A 16,172-nucleotide genomic window follows, 5' to 3' on the forward strand; every position below is an offset into this window, starting at 1 on the left:
ATTATTCAGACCAAAGAGTCCGGCGCAAATCCTGCCAGTTCGCCTTGTCGGGCGCAATCAGCAGGCCGCCGTCCAGATGCCTTGGAAGATAGGCGGAACCATCGAAGCGGGCCGCATGGCCGCCCGCTTCCTGATGGATGAGAACACCGGCCAGATGATCCCATGGCATCAGCTTGTTGAAGACGGCGAAATGCGCATTGCCCGATGCAATCAGCCGGTATTCATGCGCGGCACAGCGGAAACCGAACGATGCCTTGCACTTGGCATGGTTGCGCGCCAGCGTCGACCGCAGGGGATCGGCCAGGAACTGCCATGAAATGGCCCCTAGCATCTCGCTGACCGCTGCTGGCGGCGCGACAGACACTTTCTGCCTGACATTGAAGGCCGAGCGGATGTGGCTTCCCGCCCCTTTGACGCCGATGATCCAGTCCTTGCCGACGGGATCATGAATGATCCCGGCCACCGTCTCGCCATTGACAACGACCGCAAGCATCACGCCGAACAGCGGCACGCCGGTGGCAAAATTATAGGTGCCGTCGACCGGGTCGATGATGAAAGCCAGCGGCGCGTCCTTCAGCTTGCCGAGCAGCGATGCATCGAGTTCGCAGGCTTCCTCCCCCAGCACGAAGGCATCGGGATAACGCTCGCGCAGCCGCGCCGTGATCACCCGTTCGGCGCTGGTGTCGGCTTCGGTCACCAGATCAAGCGCCGAGGTCTTCTGCTTGATATCGCCGGTGCCGAGCTGGCGAAAGCGCGGCATGATTTCCTGAACCGCAACGGCGGCAAGCAGATCACTCAACCAATCGACGTCATTGTCATTAAACTGCACTGGCTTCGGCTCCATGTGTGGCAAGACCGGCAAAGTCGAAAATACTGCGGTCGAGAAGATGGCTCGGGCGTGTATTGGCGAGCGCGCGGATCATGATTTCCTTGCGGCCCGGCATGCGCTTTTCGATATCGGTCAGCATTGCCTTCATCATGTTGCGCTGCAGCCCGTCCTGACTGCCGCAGAGATCGCAGGGGATGATGGGAAACTGCATCGCGGCGGCAAATTTTTCCAGATCATCCTCGGCGCAGTAGCTGAGCGGCCGCAGCACCATGACGTCGCCCTCGTCGTTGAGCAGTTTCGGCGGCATCGCCGCCAGCCTGCCGCCGTGGAAGAGGTTCATGAAGAAGGTTTCAAGAATGTCCTCGCGGTGATGGCCGAGCACCAGCGCCGAACAACCCTCTTCCCGCGCCACACGGTAGAGATGGCCGCGCCGCAGGCGTGAACAAAGCGAGCAATAGGTCTGGTTTTCCTGCACCTTGTCCGTGACGATCGAATAGGTGTCCTTGTACTCGATACGGTGCTCAATGCCGTTCTTTTCAAGGAATTCAGGCAGGATATGCTTGGGAAAATTCGGCTGCCCCTGATCGAGATTGCAGGCCAGCAGTTCGACCGGCAGCAGGCCCCGCCATTTCAGGTCGAGCAGCAATGCCAGGAGCCCGTAGGAATCCTTGCCGCCGGATAGCCCGATCAGCCAGCGCTCGCCCGGCTTGACCATGGCAAAGTCATCGATGGCCTGCCGCGTATTGCGCAACAGGCGCTTGCGCAGCTTGTTGAACTCGACGCTGGACGGCACCCCGAGAAACATCGGGTGGCAACCGGCAGCATCGGTCAATTCCTGATCGTGAATGGTCATCGTAACACCTCTGGCGCCTTCATTGCCTTGGCTTGAAGGCGAAGGCAAGGGATGATTGCGGCTCAATCACCCCCCTCTGGGTTGCCACCCATCTCCCCCACAAGGGGGGAGATCAGCCTTCACAATTGTTTCAGTTAATCTTCAACGCTGAAAATGACGCGATATCCCCAATGCCGATGTGATCTCCCCCCTTGTGGGGGAGATGTCCGGCAGGACAGAGGGGGGTGAAAACCACCCTAATGCCCGAACACCGACCAGCCTGTCCGTTGCGCCAGCAGTTCCAGTGCAGCCGAACCAAGCAGTGAATTGCCGTTTTCGTTCAGCCCCGGCGACCAGGCGGCAATCGATGCCTTGCCCGGCGCAATGGCGAGAATACCGCCGCCAACGCCGCTCTTGCCGGGCAGGCCGACGCGATAGGCGAAATCGCCCGAGCCGTCATAGTGCCCGCACATCAGCATCAGCGCATTGATGCGGCGTGCCCGGCCCGATGACACCACACTGCCGCCACTCAGCGGATTGCGGCCCGCCGAGGCCAGATACAGCCCCGCATGAGCCAGTTGCCGGCAGGACATGGCAATCGCGCAATGGTGGAAATAGACGCCAAGCACGTGTTCGGCCGGATGGTTGAGATTGCCGAAGGAACGCATGAAATTGGCCAGCGCCACATTGCGATAACCCGTATTGGTCTCCGACCGCGCCACATCGTGGTCGATGGCGATGGTCTCGTCATCGGCGAGATAGCGGATGAACTGGACGATTTCGCCGATTGCCTCCTTCGGCAGGTGTCCGGCCAGGACGACATCGGCCACGGCGATCGCTCCGGCATTGATGAACGGATTGCGCGGCTTGCCCTTCTCCTGTTCGAGCTGGACGATGGAATTGAAGGCATTGCCCGAGGGCTCGCGGCCAACGCGCTTCCACAACCCGTCGCCGATCTTGCCGAGCGCCAGCGTCAGCGTGAACACCTTGGAAATACTCTGGATGGAAAAGGACGTGTCGGCATCGCCTGCGGTATGCACCTGACCATCGACGGTGCACAGGGCCAGCCCGAACTGTTTCGGATCGACCGTGGCCAGTTCCGGAATATAATCCGCCAGCTTGCCTTCGCCGATGCGGCTGGCAAGATCCTGATAGACACTGTCGACGACATCCTGAAGATCGGTCATGCGTGCTCCGGCAAGGGATAAGACAAAAAAAGCCGCCCGGATTTCTCGGGGCGGCTTTTCTTAAACTCAGAACTGCGTACTGCGCCATGCGTCCTATTGGACGCATAAAGGACGCAGTACCAACATGAGTGACGCATAATCCTTTCCAAAAATTCAAGAAGATTTTTGGGGTTATGCGTTACCGCGAATAGAATTCGACAACCAGGTTCGGTTCCATCTGTACGGCGTATGGCACATCGGAGAAGGCCGGAACGCGGGTGTACTTGGCAACCATCTTGTTGTGATCAACTTCGAGATATTCAGGAACGTCACGCTCAGCAAGCTGAACGGCTTCCAGAACGATCACGAGCTGCTTCGACTTTTCGCGCACTTCAATCACGTCACCTGCCTTGCAGATGTAGGACTGGATGTTGACGCGGCGGCCGTTGACGTTGACGTGGCCGTGGTTGACGAACTGGCGCGCTGCGAAGATCGTCGGAACGAACTTGGCGCGGTATACCACTGCATCCAGGCGCGACTCGAGCAGGCCGATCAGCTGTTCGCCGGTATCGCCCTTGCGGCGGGCGGCTTCTTCATAGGTCTTGCGGAACTGCTTTTCCGAGATGTCGCCGTAGAAGCCCTTGAGCTTCTGCTTGGCGCGCAGCTGTACGCCGAAATCGGAAAGCTTGCTCTTGCGGCGCTGGCCGTGCTGGCCGGGACCATATTCACGACGGTTAACTGGGGACTTCGGACGGCCCCAGATGTTTTCGCCCATACGGCGATCAATTTTATACTTGGACGATTCGCGCTTGCTCATCGCATTTCCTTTCAACCAAACACAAATCGAAGCTTGCGCCCCGATTCAAGGAAACGCGCCCTCCTCTGCCTCCTGTTTTTGAAGACTGACAGAATGATTCACGCACGCTTTGCGAAATCACTCACGGGACACGTCAAATGAAACGCAGAGCTGTTAAGCCCTGCGCTGGGGTGGCTTCTAGTGTGAAGGTTTCGCGATGTCAAGCGAGACGGCGCATTTCACGGGTTTATAAAGTTTGAAACCGATCCGGCGGATCAGACGTTAGGCTAGACGCTTAACAGGAGTAGAGCCGGAAATGACCCTATCCTTACAGCAGTCGCGCTGCTCGACATTGATCCTTTTATCCCTCACCGCATGTTTTGCAACAACGGCTTTGCTCGGCACGGCTGACATTGCCGATGCGCGCCAGCGGCGGCATCACAATGCCGCCAGCCGACCCGCGCTACCCGTTGTACCGCCGGTCCCGCAAAGCAAACCGGGCAGCGAGCCTGCACAGGAAACGCCCAAACCCGAAGAAAAGCCCGAGGTAAAACCGGCGGAGCAGTTCGGCCCGGATCGTCCGGCGGATGCCAAGTCTGATTCAAAGCCGGATGACGAAGACACGGCGGAGAAAGCCGATCCCGCAACGTCTCCCGACCGGGTATACCAGAATGCCTGTCCCGCGCTGATGAACGGCGATGTCCAGGGTGAAATCGTCCCGCCGCTTGCCGAAGGCACCTGCGGTGAACGCTCACCGCTCAGGATCACCGCCATCGGCAAGGACAATCCCGTAAAGTTTGCCGCGCCCATCACCACCAACTGCACCATGGCCGGAACGCTCGCCGACTGGATCGGCGATGTGGAGAAAGCCGCGCAGGCATCTTTCGGCGCCGGGATCGCAAGCATTGCAACTGGTTCCGACTACCAGTGCCGCAAGGTCAACAACGGCAATAAGGGCCGCGTATCGGAACACGCTTTTGCCAATGCGCTCGATATCGTTTCATTCAAGTTCACCAACGGCAAAACCACGGAACTCGGCTCCGGCTGGAAAGGCACGCCGGAAGAACAGGACTTCTGGCGCTCGATCCACAAGACGAGTTGCGAGCGGTTCATGACGGTGATCGGGCCGGAGGGCGACGCCGCGCATCAGGGCAATCTGCATCTCGATCTCGGCTGCCACGGCAAGGCATGCAAGGCGCGCATCTGCCAGTAGCGGCAGATGCGCCGCCATGTCATGTCTTCGGTTTGACCTTCTCGGGCAGACCCTTACGCGCCGTCTCGGCAAACTCTTCCAGCTGCTCTTCGCTCATCGATTCATACATGCTCTTCGATGCACCCTTAAGCTGGCTTTTCCGGGTTTCGCCGCGCTTGGCCGACAAGGCGGCCCCTGCAGCCTTCTGCTGCGCCTGGGATTTTGCAGGCATTGTCTGTCTCCCTGTCCGTTTCATACAGGGAAACAACGCTCATGCTGCGGGAGGGTTCCGAAATGGTCAGCTCTGCTGCGCCTCGTCGAAAACCGTGCGGGCTTGCCGCAAATGATCACGATTCCTTACCGCCCAGTCGCCCAGGGCACCGATGGGAACGGCAATCGAATGACCGATCGGGGTCAGCGCGTAGGTGACCTCCGGCGGCGATGTCGGCTTGACGGTACGCGATACCAGACCGTCACGCTCCAGCGACCGCAGCGTGACCGTCAGCATGCGCTGCGAAATCCCCTCCACCATGCGGCGCAGCACATTGAAGCGGCGCGGACCGTCCTGAAGATTGATGATCACCAGAAGGCTCCAGCTGTCGCCGACAATGTCGAGCACTTCCCGCATCGGGCATCTGCCTGCACTGTCGGCGACCATCGCAGCCGAGGTTGACAGCAGAGGCACATCGCCATTGGTTTTCGCATGTATACTCATCGGATAAAACCTCCAGTGTTTCCAGGCCGGTTACCTCAGTGTTCCCTGAAACGGAAAAAGTGCGTTCTTCACAGGAAGCAGCTTCTAGCATAGATGGTTATGAATAGTAACCAGAAAACAAACCGTACCCAAGCACTCAGGAGATCAAAATGAAAATCGCACTGATCGGCGCCACCGGCTTCATTGGCAAGGAACTGCTGCCGGAAGCTGTCTCGCGCGGCCATAGCGTGACAGCGCTCGTTCGCAATGCCGACAAGGTTGAAAAGCGCGAGGGCGTCAAGGCCGTCAAGGCGGATGTGCTCGATGTCGCCGACCTCACTGAAAAGCTGAAGGGCCACGACATCGTACTCTCGGCCTACAATCCGGGCTGGGGCGAGCCTGATATTCAGGCCATTCATATCAAGGCGAGCAAGGCAATCACCGAGGCCGCCAAGCAGGCGGGCGTCAAGCGCCTGATCGTTGTCGGCGGCGCAGGCAGCCTGTTGAATCAGGAAGGCAAGCAATTTGTCGATGGCCCTGATTTTCCTGCCGAATATCGTGAAGGCGCCCTCGGTGCCCGTCAGGCCCTGAACGACCTGAAGACGGAAAACGGTCTGGACTGGAGCTTTGTCTCTCCGCCATTCGCCCTCGTGCCTGGCCCACGCACCGGCACCTACCGGCTTGGCAAGGACAATCCCGTGGTCAACGCCGAAGGCCACAGCACCGTCAGCGTGGCTGACCTTGCCGTCGCCATTCTCGATGAAGCCGGGACGCCAAAACACGTCAGGCAGCGTTTCACCGTCGGGTACTGATATCTGATGGCATGACCACACAGCCGCCCCATCCGGGGCGGTTTCCTTTTGGTGCCTCGGCAACTCCAATGTGCGTTCTTCACAAGCAACCGGGCTGTGCTTACCTAAGCAGCAACACAAGACATGAAGGTGAAGATCATGGAACTCGGCATCTATACATTTGCGGGCATGAGCCCTGACCCGACGAGCGGCGTTGCCATCGATGCGCACCAGCGCATGCAGAACCTGCTGGAAGAGATGGAACTGGCGGATCAGGTTGGCCTCGACGTGTTCGGCATCGGCGAGCATCACCGCCCGGATTTCGTCATTTCCACACCCGCCGTGGTTCTGGCGGCGGGTGCTGCACGCACCAGGAATATCCGGCTGACCAGCGCCGTGACCGTCTTGAGCTCGGAAGACCCGGTTCGCGTGTTCCAGGAATATGCGACGCTCGACCTGATCTCCTCGGGCCGTGCGGAAATCATGGCGGGGCGTGGCTCGTTCATCGAGTCCTTCCCCCTGTTCGGCTATGACCTCAACGACTACGACGAGCTGTTCACGGAAAAGCTTGACCTTCTGTTGAAACTGCGTGCCAGCGAACGCGTGACCTGGAAAGGCAATCTGCGTGCGCCGATCAGCAATCTCGGCGTTTATCCGCGCCCGCTGCAGAACCCGCTGCCGGTATGGATTGCCGTTGGCGGCACCCCTGCTTCGGTCATCCGCGCCGGAACGCTCGGCCTGCCGCTCGCCATTGCCATCATCGGCGGCGAGCCGCACCGCTTTGCACCACTGGTCGAGCTCTACCGTGAAGCCGGGGCCAAGGCCGGTCATGCGCCGGAGACGCTGAAGGTCAGCATCAACTCGCATGGCTATGTCGCCGAGACATCGCAGGCCGCAGCGGATGGCTACTGGCCGTCCTATGAGGTGGTGATGAACAAGATCGGCCGCGAACGCGGCTGGCCGCCAAGCAACCGGGCGCAGTTCGAAGCAGGCCGCACGCCGCGCGGTGCGCTCCTGGTCGGCTCACCGCAGGAGGTCATCGACAAGATCATGCTGCAGCACAGCTACTTCAAGCATGATCGCTTCCTGCTGCAAATCGATCTGGGCAGCCTGCCGCACAGGAACACGCTGAAGGCCATCGAGCTGTTCGGCACAAAGGTTGCCCCGGTCATCCGCAAGGAGCTTGGCCAGCCCGCCAAGACGGAAGAAACGGCTTTGGCATAATACCAGCGGCGGCGGGGCTTCAGTCCCGCCGTTCACTGAAAATCAAGCCATGGCGAGCCCGAAACCCTGCATCAGGCGCCGGGTGGAAAAGTCCGGATTGCCCGAGGTGAACACGGCAATGTCGTCGCCATGCTCCGGTTCGCTGCCCGCACCGTTCGGCTTGAGCAGCGACAGGGCGCGGCGCGCGATCGCTTCAGCCGGATCGAGCCAATCCACCGGCCACGGCGCAAGACGCCGGAACACATTGGCCAGAAACGGATAATGCGTGCAGGCCAGAACGACGATATCGGTGCGCTTGCCATCCATTTCGACAAAGCACGGCGCGATTTCCGCCTCTATCGCCGCATCGTCGAGATGATCGCCGCGTATATGCGCTTCCGCCATGCGCGCCAGGTTCTGGCTGCCGACGAGCCGCACATGGCATTTCGTGGCAAAGGATTGGATGAGATCACGCGTATAGGCGCGCTTGACGGTGCCCGGCGTTGCCAGAACAGTGATAAGACCCGACGAGGTGCGCTCTGCCGCCGGTTTGATGGCGGGAACAGTGCCGACAAAGGGCACGGCCGGAAAGGCCCGGCGCAGATCATCCAGCACCAGCGTTGACGCCGTATTGCAGGGAATGATCACGATCTCCGGATCGTAGGTGGCAATGAAGCCCTCGAACAGGCCGAGAATGCGGGCGCGCAGCGGCTCTTCATCCCAGTCGCCATAGGGGAAACCGGCATCGTCGGCGATATAGACAAAGCGCCGGTCGGGGATGAGCACCCGCGCCTCGCGCAGGACGGTCAAGCCGCCAATGCCGCTGTCAAACGCAATGATCGGCCGGTCCGCTGTGTCACTCATCGCCTGGTATGTCCTCGCGTCCCGCTGGCTTGGCGGCCGTTTTCTTGGCCGCCGGTTTTTCCCGCTTGCGCCCTTCCGGTGCACCGGAGCCGCGCGGCGTCTTCGGGCTGAAATAATCCAGAGAGACAACGACGCCGCGCAGAAGCCTCAGTTCCGAGTCGGAAAAACCGGCACGGGTCAAAACGCCGCGCAGATTGTTGACCATGATCTCCTTGCGGGCCATGGGCCGGAAATAGCCGCGCGCCTGCAGCGCGTCTTCCAGATGGTTGAAAAAGCCCTGCAGCTGTTCCTTTGGCGCGGGCTCGAGTTCTGGACCGCGGAAAGCCGTGTCCGTTTCCTTCTCCAACCCTGACTTCATCCACTCATAGGACATGAGCAAAACCGCCTGTGCGATGTTCAGCGACGAAAATGCCGGGTTGACCGGAAATGTCACCAGTTCATCGGCGAGACTGACTTCGTCATTATTGAGGCCGAAGCGCTCGCGCCCGAAAAGAATCCCGGTTTTCTCGCCCCGGTTGAAGCGCTGGCGCAGTGTCTGCCCTGCTTCGACGGGTCCGCGCACCTGCTTGAACGCATCGCGTTCCCGCGCGGTCGTCGCGTAGACGAAATGCAGATCCTCGATAGCCGACGGCAGATCGTCATAGACCTTTGCCCCATCGATGATGTGGTCGGCACGGCTTGCGGCGGAGCGCGCCTTGTCGTTGGGAAATTCCTCGCGCGGCTTGACGAGGCGCAGTTCCGCCAGCCCGAAATTGGCCATGGCCCGCGCCACCATGCCGATATTCTCCGGCAATTGCGGCTCGACCAGGATGATTGCCGGCCCTTCGGCAATGAGTGTGCGCTGTCTGTCTGTACCTGCCATGATCAATCCATTGTGAATGCCGCCCTCATACAACGCGTTTTTTCAACGGGCAATCGTGCATCGGGCCTGTGCCCGGCTCATATTCCGCCAAGATTGCGATTAAACACTTAAAGCCAGTCTTTGCGTTCTGGTTTGCGAGTGCTATAGGGGCGCGAACCCTCAATGAAAACCGATGCTGGCATTCCCAGACCAGTAATAAAGAGGCTGATTATTCATGGCAAAGATCAAGGTTGCAAACCCGGTCGTCGAACTTGACGGCGACGAGATGACCCGCATCATCTGGCAGTACATCAAAGACAAGCTGATCCATCCCTATCTCGACATCGACCTGAAATATTACGATCTGGGCATCGAACATCGCGATGCGACCGACGATCAGGTGACCATCGATGCGGCCAATGCAATCAAGCAGTATGGCGTCGGCGTCAAGTGCGCCACCATCACGCCCGACGAACAGCGCGTTGAGGAATTCGGCCTGAAGAAGATGTGGAAGTCGCCCAATGGCACCATCCGCAACATTCTCGGCGGCGTCATCTTCCGCGAACCGATCATTGCCAAGAACGTTCCCCGTCTGGTTCCCGGCTGGACCCAGCCGATCATCGTTGGCCGCCATGCCTTCGGCGATCAGTACCGCGCCACCGATTTCCGGTTCCCCGGCAAGGGCAAGCTGTCGATCAAGTTTGTCGGCGAAGACGGCAAGACCATCGAACACGACGTCTATGATGCGCCAAGCGCCGGCGTTGCCATGGCCATGTACAATCTGGATGATTCCATCCGCGATTTTGCCCGTGCCTCGCTGAACTATGCCTATAACCGCGGCGTTCCCTGCTATCTCTCAACCAAGAACACCATCCTCAAGGCCTATGACGGCCGCTTCAAGGACATTTTCCAGGACGTGTTCGACGCCGAGTTCAAGGACAAGTTCGCCGAGAAGAAGATCACCTATGAGCATCGCCTGATCGATGACATGGTTGCCTCGGCGCTGAAGTGGTCCGGCGGCTATGTCTGGGCCTGCAAGAACTATGACGGCGACGTGCAGTCCGACATCGTGGCACAGGGCTTTGGCTCGCTCGGCCTGATGACCTCCGTGCTGATGACGCCGGATGGCCAGACGGTGGAAGCGGAAGCCGCTCACGGTACGGTGACACGCCACTACCGCCAGCATCAGAAGGGCGAGGAAACTTCGACCAACTCCATCGCCTCGATCTTCGCCTGGACGCGTGGCCTTGCCCACCGCGCCAAGCTCGACGGCAACACCGAACTCGACCGCTTTGCCAACACGCTGGAAAAAGTCTGCGTCGATACGGTTGAATCCGGTTACATGACCAAGGATCTGGCGCTGCTGATCGGTCCGGACCAGCCCTGGCTGTCCACCACGGGTTTCCTCGACAAGATCGACGAGAACCTGCGCAAGGCCATGGCTGCCTGATCAGGGGCCGCCTGATCTGGGCCGCCTGATCAGGCATCGCCATCGAACAACACAAGCCCCGGTTCGCCGGGGCTTTTCTTTGATCGCCTGGCTTTCCCCGCGGGGCTTCCCGGCCTCGATTCCTGGCCGGTCATTTCCCCGGCAGTTTTCCCGCAGCTCCATCTCCCTGCGGTTTTCCGATCCGGGAGCCCTTTTTACAGGACCTCCGGCCTGCCGGATTCCTCATCCGACCATCTCCTCATCCTATCATCCGGTTATCCCGCAATTTCTTTCGCCGGCATCCTGATCAACCGATCTCCTTATCTCCCCATCCCTCGCCGCCCATCCGCCGAAATCGCCTCCTGTTTACTGCCCCAAGCGATACCGCAAGCCGAGGTTTACGGGGCATTAGTCGTCGTCAATGTTCGCGTCCTCTTCGGCAGGCGCCTGCGCTTTTGCCGGTGGCGCCCTGATTGCGGCCGCGGGCGGCAGTTTCATGCTCGATTTGAGATCCAATACCCGGCGGAAGGCATGGGCCGGAATCCTGCCGACAATTTTCCCGGCCTTGCCAGCCAGTTCGAAGTCGAGCCCCTTCGTGGCGGCGGCAACAAAATCGGCCTCATCCATGGCCACCACGCCGGTTTCCTCGCGTATGGGCAGGCAGGGCCGAAAGAAACAGGCCACCCGTCTGCTCACCCCCTTTTCGAACCGCATCTGCCGGCCATAGCTCCAGGCCTGCGAGAGGTGACTTTTGCCCTGGCCGGTATAAAGCGTCTTGAATCCATATCCCACCGTCGTCGAATAGTAGGGCTGCGCGTTCAGCGACATGAACAGATCCAAATAGGCCAGGACATCCGGCCCGAAGGCCGTATCGCTGCGCATATGAACATCCTTGACGACCGTCGAGGTCTGGCAGGAAACCAGCAGCACCGCGGCGAACAGAAGAGCCAGTATTGTCTTCACGACAGTTCTCGAAATGAGTGGCTAAAAACAGTTTTTGAAAATGCGAAACAAAATTGCGATGCAGCAAAAATACCGGAAAATCAATCTCTTGCCCACCCAGCAATTAGTATAAGCGGGTGGCATTTCCGGCCGCATCACGCTGCGGCCGGAAAGACAATGCCTGGTGTCAGCCGGCGAGCGCGTCGCGTACGGCAGCCACGGCAGCCTCGGCCTTGGAGCCGTCGGGACCGCCGGCCTGCGCCATGTCGGGACGGCCGCCGCCGCCGGCACCGCCGAGCGCGGCGGACGCGATCTTGACAAGGTCGACGGCGCTGAACGTGCCGACGAGATCGTCGGTGACGCCGACAACCGCGCTGGCCTTGCCATCTTCCGACACGCCAATGAACGTCACGATGCCGGAACCGACGGTCTTCTTGGCATCGTCGGCCAGCGGCTTCAGGTCACGCGGATTGACGCCGGTAACCACCTTGCCGATGAAGCCGACACCATTGACTGTTTCGGACTGCGCGGCGCCATTGCCGGAGCCGCCAAGCGCCAATTGCTTGCGCGCCTCGGTGAGTTCGCGTTCCAGCTTGCGGCGCTCATCCAACAGCGCCGTCACGCGCGCCAGTGCGTCGGCAGGCGTGGACTTCAACGCACCGGCAATCGCCTTGACCCGGTCGTCCTGTTCTTCGAGGTAGCGGCGCGCGGCTTCGCCGGTCAGCGCCTCCATGCGGCGCACACCCGCCGCCACGGCGCTTTCCGAGACAATGCGGATCAGGCCGATATCGCCGGTGGCGCGCACATGCGTGCCGCCGCACAGTTCCGTCGAATAGCTCTTGCCCGATTTCTCACCGTGCAGCGCCGTTCCCATGGAAACCACGCGCACTTCATCGCCATACTTCTCACCGAACAGCGCCATGGCGCCTTCCGCGATGGCATCGTCGACCGCCATCAGGCGGGTGCTGACCGGTGCGTTCTGCAGGACGATTTCGTTGGCGAGGTCTTCGATGACGGCCAGTTCCTTGTCCGAAATCGGCTTCGGATGGGAAAAATCGAAACGCAGGCGATCCGGCGCAACGAGCGACCCCTTCTGCGCGACATGCGTGCCGAGGGTTTCGCGCAGCGCCTCATGCAGCAGGTGCGTCGCCGAGTGGTTGGAGCGGATACGCGTGCGGCGGGCGCTGTCGACCGTCAGTTCCACCGGAACATCCAGCTTCACCGTACCCTTGAGCACCTTGCCCAGATGCACGAACACCCCGTCATTCTTCTTCTGCGTGTCGGTGACAACAACGGTGAAGCCGTCACCGGAGATGATGCCGGTATCACCCTGCTGGCCGCCGGATTCGCCGTAGAACGGCGTCTGGTTGACCACGATGGCGATGGCCTCGCCTTCCCCGGCGCTGTCCACCTGCGCACCGTCCCGCACCAGTGCGGTGATGACGCCTTCGGCCTTTTCCGTCTCGTAGCCGAGGAATTCGGTGGCGCCGACCTTGTCGCGCACCGCAAACCAGACCGTTTCTGTCGCCGCATCGCCGGAACCGGACCAATGGGCGCGGGCTTCTGCCTTCTGCCGCTCCATGGCCGCCGCAAAAGCATCGGTATCGACAGCGATACCGCGCTGGCGCAGCGCATCCTGGGTGAGATCCAGCGGGAAACCGAAGGTGTCATAGAGCTTGAACGCGGTTTCGCCATCGAGACGATCGCCTTCGCCAAGACCTTCCGTGGCATCGCTGAGCAGGCCGAGGCCGCGATCCAGCGTCTTGCGGAAGCGGGTTTCCTCGAGCTTCAGCGTTTCCGAAATCAGCGCTTCGGCGCGGATCAGTTCCGGATAGGCCTGCCCCATCTCGCGGATCAGTGCCGGCAGCAGGCGCCACATCAGCGGCTCCTTGGCACCCAGCAACTGCGCATGGCGCATGGCGCGGCGCATGATGCGGCGCAGCACATAGCCGCGGCCTTCATTCGACGGCAGCACGCCATCGGCAATGAGGAAGCTCGATGAGCGCAGGTGATCGGCGATCACCCGGTGGCTGGCGCGGAATTTTCCTTCCGCCTTGACGCCGGTCGCATCTTCCGACGCGCGGATAAGCGCCCGGAACAGGTCGATATCGTAATTGTCGTGCTCGCCCTGCAGCACTGCGGCCAGACGCTCGAGACCCATGCCCGTATCGATGGACGGGCGCGGCAATTCAATGCGCTGCTCCTTGGTGATCTGCTCGAACTGCATGAAGACGAGGTTCCAGATCTCGATGAAGCGGTCGCCATCCTCGTTGGCGCTGCCGGGAGGGCCGCCCCAGATGTCTTCGCCATGGTCGTAGAAAATTTCCGAGCACGGGCCGCACGGGCCGGTATCGCCCATGGCCCAGAAATTGTCGCTGGTGGCGATACGGATGATGCGGTCATCGGACAGACCGGCGATCTTCTTCCAGAATCCGGCCGCCGCATCGTCCGTGTGGTAGACGGTGACGAGCAGCTTGTTCCTGTCGAGACCATATTCCTTGGTGATCAGGTTCCAGGCCAGACTGATCGCCTCTTCCTTGAAATAATCACCAAAGGAAAAATTGCCCAGCATTTCAAAAAACGTATGATGCCGGGCGGTATAGCCGACATTGTCCAGGTCATTGTGCTTGCCGCCGGCGCGCACGCATTTCTGCGATGTCGTGGCGCGGCTGTAGGGCCGCTGCTCCAGACCAGTGAAAACGTTCTTGAACTGCACCATGCCGGCATTGGTGAACATCAGCGTCGGGTCGTTGCGCGGCACAAGCGGGCTCGACGCCACGATCTCATGGCCGTTCTTCTTGAAATAGTTCAGAAATGTCGACCGGATTTCGTTGACGCCACTCATGTGCATTGCCTTCTGACTTGTCTCTAACCAAAGCGAAATAGCCCCTTTCTGCAACAAAAGGGCGGAACGCAACGCTTGTAGCGATGCGACCGCGGCCTGTCCAGAAAATCCCTGTGATAATGGGCCTTGCTTATGAACAGCACAGTCTTCGAATACGTGCACTCTCCCTCATGCTGAGCTTGTCGAAGCACGCAGAGCAGTTGTGCGTGCTTCGACAAGCTCAGCATGAGGGAGGCCTGCTCAATATGTGGGAAGGTAGCGCTGCGTGCGGTGAAGCACAGCCTCGGCCCGAGGGACGTTCTTACAGCGTGAGAGCATTTCAAAAGAAAAACCCGCATCCGGCGGCCGGATGCGGGTTTGAATTGCGGACCGCAACGGCCCGTCCTGGGAGATCAGCCTTCGGCGGCCTCGGGTCCGTCATTGTCCTCGATATCGTCCGGGCCCTTGTCCAGCATCTGCTCGGCAATCAGACCGGCATTCTGGCGCAGGACCAGCTCAATCTCATTGGCGACTTCGGGATTGTCCTTGAGGAAGAGTTTTGCATTGTCGCGGCCCTGCCCCAGACGCTGGGAATTGTAGGAGAACCACGAACCGGATTTTTCAACGATACCCGCCTTGACACCGAGATCGACCAGTTCGCCCGTCTTGGATACGCCTTCGCCATACATGATGTCGAATTCGACCTGCTTGAAGGGGGGCGCCAGCTTGTTCTTGACCACCTTGACGCGGGTCTGGTTGCCGACCACCTCGTCACGTTCCTTCAGCGCACCGATGCGGCGGATATCGAGACGCACCGACGCATAGAATTTCAGCGCATTGCCGCCCGTCGTGGTTTCAGGCGAACCGAACATCACGCCGATCTTCATGCGGATCTGGTTGATGAAGATGACCATGCAGTTGGAGCGGGAAATGGATGCGGTCAGCTTGCGCAGCGCCTGGCTCATCAGGCGGGCCTGCAGGCCAGGGAGAGAATCGCCCATCTCGCCTTCGATTTCCGCACGCGGGGTCAAGGCGGCAACGGAATCGACCACGAGAACATCGATCGCACCGGAACGCACCAGCGTGTCGGTGATCTCCAGCGCCTGCTCGCCCGTATCGGGCTGCGAGATCAGCAGATTTTCCAGATCCACGCCCAGCTTGCGGGCATAGACCGGGTCCAACGCATGTTCCGCGTCGACGAAGGCGCAGATGCCGCCCTTCTTCTGGGCTTCCGCAATCGTATGCAGCGCGAGGGTTGTCTTACCGGAGCTTTCCGGCCCGTAAATCTCGACAATGCGGCCTTTCGGCAGACCGCCGACACCAAGGGCTATATCCAGGGAAAGCGACCCGGTCGATACCGTCTCGATTTCCACAACCTGCTCATTGCGTCCAAGCCGCATGATCGAACCCTTACCAAAGGCTCTCTCGATCTGTGACAATGCCGCATCCAGCGCTTTCGTTTTATCCACCGAATTACCCTCAACTAACCGCAAAGAATTTTGAGCCATGTTACACTACCCCTGTGCTATCCATGAAGCCCGGATGCTCCGGCCTTTGAAGATATTTGTATCCGTTTTGTTCTCATTTGGCAATATGCACAAGCCATTGAAAAACAATAATAACACAAAAATGTTCTTAAAATGTTCCGAAAATGGGCTGCCTGCGCTTGTCCACATGTTCCTCGTGTCCGGGCAGCATGAACGGGAAAACCGCAGCCGGCAAATTCGAATCGTTGCGGCGATTGCGTCGGGGCAGCAGGCCATCTAGAG

The 16,172-nt window shown here is 59.8% G+C and carries 15 protein-coding genes; 4 read left to right on the forward strand and 11 right to left on the reverse strand.

Annotated features, from left to right (window positions below):
• Position 1 precedes the first annotated feature (1 nt).
• The 4 genes from ACP7B1_RS10415 to rpsD form a co-directional block, all read right to left on the reverse strand.
• On the reverse strand, positions 2 to 829 hold the full coding sequence (locus ACP7B1_RS10415) for an inositol monophosphatase family protein (RefSeq protein ID WP_346305294.1): 828 nt from the start codon (positions 827 to 829) through the stop codon (positions 2 to 4).
• A complete protein-coding gene (gene ttcA, locus ACP7B1_RS10420) occupies positions 819 to 1,682 on the reverse strand; it encodes a tRNA 2-thiocytidine(32) synthetase TtcA (protein WP_346305293.1) in 864 nt (287 codons plus the stop codon). Before ttcA ends, ACP7B1_RS10415 begins: the two co-directional genes overlap by 11 nt.
• 236 nt (positions 1,683 to 1,918) lie before the next feature.
• Positions 1,919 to 2,848 carry a glutaminase gene (locus ACP7B1_RS10425; protein ID WP_346305292.1) on the reverse strand — a complete coding sequence of 310 codons (930 nt, stop codon included), beginning with the start codon at positions 2,846 to 2,848 and terminating at the stop codon, positions 1,919 to 1,921.
• Positions 2,849 to 3,026: 178 nt separating this feature from the next.
• Positions 3,027 to 3,644, reverse strand: a complete 618-nt coding sequence (gene rpsD / locus ACP7B1_RS10430) for a 30S ribosomal protein S4 (protein WP_105732437.1) — start codon at positions 3,642 to 3,644, stop codon at positions 3,027 to 3,029.
• A gap of 295 nt (positions 3,645 to 3,939) precedes the next feature.
• On the opposite strand from rpsD, the gene ACP7B1_RS10435 reads away from it, so the two are divergent.
• Complete coding sequence (locus ACP7B1_RS10435) at positions 3,940 to 4,836, forward strand: extensin family protein (RefSeq protein ID WP_346305291.1); 897 nt, start codon at positions 3,940 to 3,942, stop codon at positions 4,834 to 4,836.
• Positions 4,837 to 4,855: 19 nt separating this feature from the next.
• Here ACP7B1_RS10435 and ACP7B1_RS10440 read toward each other — a convergent pair whose 3' ends face one another.
• On the reverse strand, positions 4,856 to 5,047 hold the full coding sequence (locus tag ACP7B1_RS10440; RefSeq protein WP_346305290.1) for a DUF3008 family protein: 192 nt from the start codon (positions 5,045 to 5,047) through the stop codon (positions 4,856 to 4,858).
• 66 nt (positions 5,048 to 5,113) lie between these two features.
• A complete protein-coding gene (locus ACP7B1_RS10445) occupies positions 5,114 to 5,530 on the reverse strand; it encodes a helix-turn-helix domain-containing protein (protein WP_346305289.1) in 417 nt (138 codons plus the stop codon).
• A 149-nt stretch (positions 5,531 to 5,679) separates the two neighbouring features.
• Here ACP7B1_RS10445 and ACP7B1_RS10450 point away from each other — a divergent pair, with 149 nt between their 5' ends.
• Both ACP7B1_RS10450 and ACP7B1_RS10455 read left to right on the forward strand, forming a co-directional pair.
• On the forward strand, positions 5,680 to 6,321 hold the full coding sequence (locus tag ACP7B1_RS10450; RefSeq protein ID WP_346305288.1) for an NAD(P)-dependent oxidoreductase: 642 nt from the start codon (positions 5,680 to 5,682) through the stop codon (positions 6,319 to 6,321).
• Between the two features lie 138 nt (positions 6,322 to 6,459).
• Complete coding sequence (locus tag ACP7B1_RS10455; protein ID WP_346305306.1) at positions 6,460 to 7,524, forward strand: LLM class flavin-dependent oxidoreductase; 1,065 nt, start codon at positions 6,460 to 6,462, stop codon at positions 7,522 to 7,524.
• 42 nt (positions 7,525 to 7,566) lie between these two features.
• On the opposite strand, the gene murI is transcribed toward ACP7B1_RS10455, so the two are convergent.
• Both murI and ACP7B1_RS10465 read right to left on the reverse strand, forming a co-directional pair.
• Positions 7,567 to 8,367, reverse strand: a complete 801-nt coding sequence (gene murI / locus ACP7B1_RS10460) for a glutamate racemase (protein ID WP_346305287.1) — start codon at positions 8,365 to 8,367, stop codon at positions 7,567 to 7,569.
• Complete coding sequence (locus tag ACP7B1_RS10465) at positions 8,360 to 9,229, reverse strand: RNA methyltransferase (RefSeq protein WP_403176141.1); 870 nt, start codon at positions 9,227 to 9,229, stop codon at positions 8,360 to 8,362. Before ACP7B1_RS10465 ends, murI begins: the two co-directional genes overlap by 8 nt.
• 214 nt (positions 9,230 to 9,443) lie before the next feature.
• Between ACP7B1_RS10465 and ACP7B1_RS10470 the strand changes: the two genes are divergently transcribed.
• Positions 9,444 to 10,658, forward strand: a complete 1,215-nt coding sequence (locus tag ACP7B1_RS10470; RefSeq protein WP_223612958.1) for an NADP-dependent isocitrate dehydrogenase — start codon at positions 9,444 to 9,446, stop codon at positions 10,656 to 10,658.
• Between the two features lie 387 nt (positions 10,659 to 11,045).
• Here the strand turns inward: ACP7B1_RS10470 and ACP7B1_RS10475 are convergent, their stop codons facing one another.
• The 3 genes from ACP7B1_RS10475 to recA form a co-directional block, all read right to left on the reverse strand.
• Positions 11,046 to 11,600: a hypothetical protein gene (locus ACP7B1_RS10475; protein WP_346306868.1), complete on the reverse strand. Its 555-nt coding sequence runs from the start codon at positions 11,598 to 11,600 to the stop codon at positions 11,046 to 11,048.
• Positions 11,601 to 11,766: 166 nt separating this feature from the next.
• Complete coding sequence (alaS, locus tag ACP7B1_RS10480) at positions 11,767 to 14,424, reverse strand: alanine--tRNA ligase (RefSeq protein ID WP_426136908.1); 2,658 nt, start codon at positions 14,422 to 14,424, stop codon at positions 11,767 to 11,769.
• A gap of 392 nt (positions 14,425 to 14,816) precedes the next feature.
• Entirely contained in the window at positions 14,817 to 15,911 is a 1,095-nt protein-coding gene (gene recA / locus ACP7B1_RS10485; RefSeq protein WP_403176154.1) for a recombinase RecA, read from the reverse strand.
• Between the last annotated feature and the right edge of the window lie 261 nt (positions 15,912 to 16,172).

The sequence above is a fragment of the Phyllobacterium sp. SL163 genome, from assembly GCF_049896885.1.
Classification (GTDB): Bacteria; Pseudomonadota; Alphaproteobacteria; order Rhizobiales; family Rhizobiaceae; genus Phyllobacterium; species Phyllobacterium calauticae.

Bases quoted from the DNA above. Each gene is read 5' to 3' on its own strand.
- ttcA (WP_346305293.1), bottom strand. From the start codon at position 1,682: ATGACCATTCACGATCAGGAATTGACCGATGCTGCCGGTTGCCACCCG.
- ACP7B1_RS10425 (WP_346305292.1), bottom strand. From the start codon at position 2,848: ATGACCGATCTTCAGGATGTCGTCGACAGTGTCTATCAGGATCTTGCC.
- rpsD (WP_105732437.1), bottom strand. From the start codon at position 3,644: ATGAGCAAGCGCGAATCGTCCAAGTATAAAATTGATCGCCGTATGGGC.
- ACP7B1_RS10435 (WP_346305291.1), top strand. From the start codon at position 3,940: ATGACCCTATCCTTACAGCAGTCGCGCTGCTCGACATTGATCCTTTTA.
- ACP7B1_RS10440 (WP_346305290.1), bottom strand. From the start codon at position 5,047: ATGCCTGCAAAATCCCAGGCGCAGCAGAAGGCTGCAGGGGCCGCCTTG.
- ACP7B1_RS10445 (WP_346305289.1), bottom strand. From the start codon at position 5,530: ATGAGTATACATGCGAAAACCAATGGCGATGTGCCTCTGCTGTCAACC.
- ACP7B1_RS10450 (WP_346305288.1), top strand. From the start codon at position 5,680: ATGAAAATCGCACTGATCGGCGCCACCGGCTTCATTGGCAAGGAACTG.
- ACP7B1_RS10455 (WP_346305306.1), top strand. From the start codon at position 6,460: ATGGAACTCGGCATCTATACATTTGCGGGCATGAGCCCTGACCCGACG.
- murI (WP_346305287.1), bottom strand. From the start codon at position 8,367: ATGAGTGACACAGCGGACCGGCCGATCATTGCGTTTGACAGCGGCATT.
- ACP7B1_RS10465 (WP_403176141.1), bottom strand. From the start codon at position 9,229: ATGGCAGGTACAGACAGACAGCGCACACTCATTGCCGAAGGGCCGGCA.
- ACP7B1_RS10470 (WP_223612958.1), top strand. From the start codon at position 9,444: ATGGCAAAGATCAAGGTTGCAAACCCGGTCGTCGAACTTGACGGCGAC.
- alaS (WP_426136908.1), bottom strand. From the start codon at position 14,424: ATGAGTGGCGTCAACGAAATCCGGTCGACATTTCTGAACTATTTCAAG.
- recA (WP_403176154.1), bottom strand. From the start codon at position 15,911: ATGGCTCAAAATTCTTTGCGGTTAGTTGAGGGTAATTCGGTGGATAAA.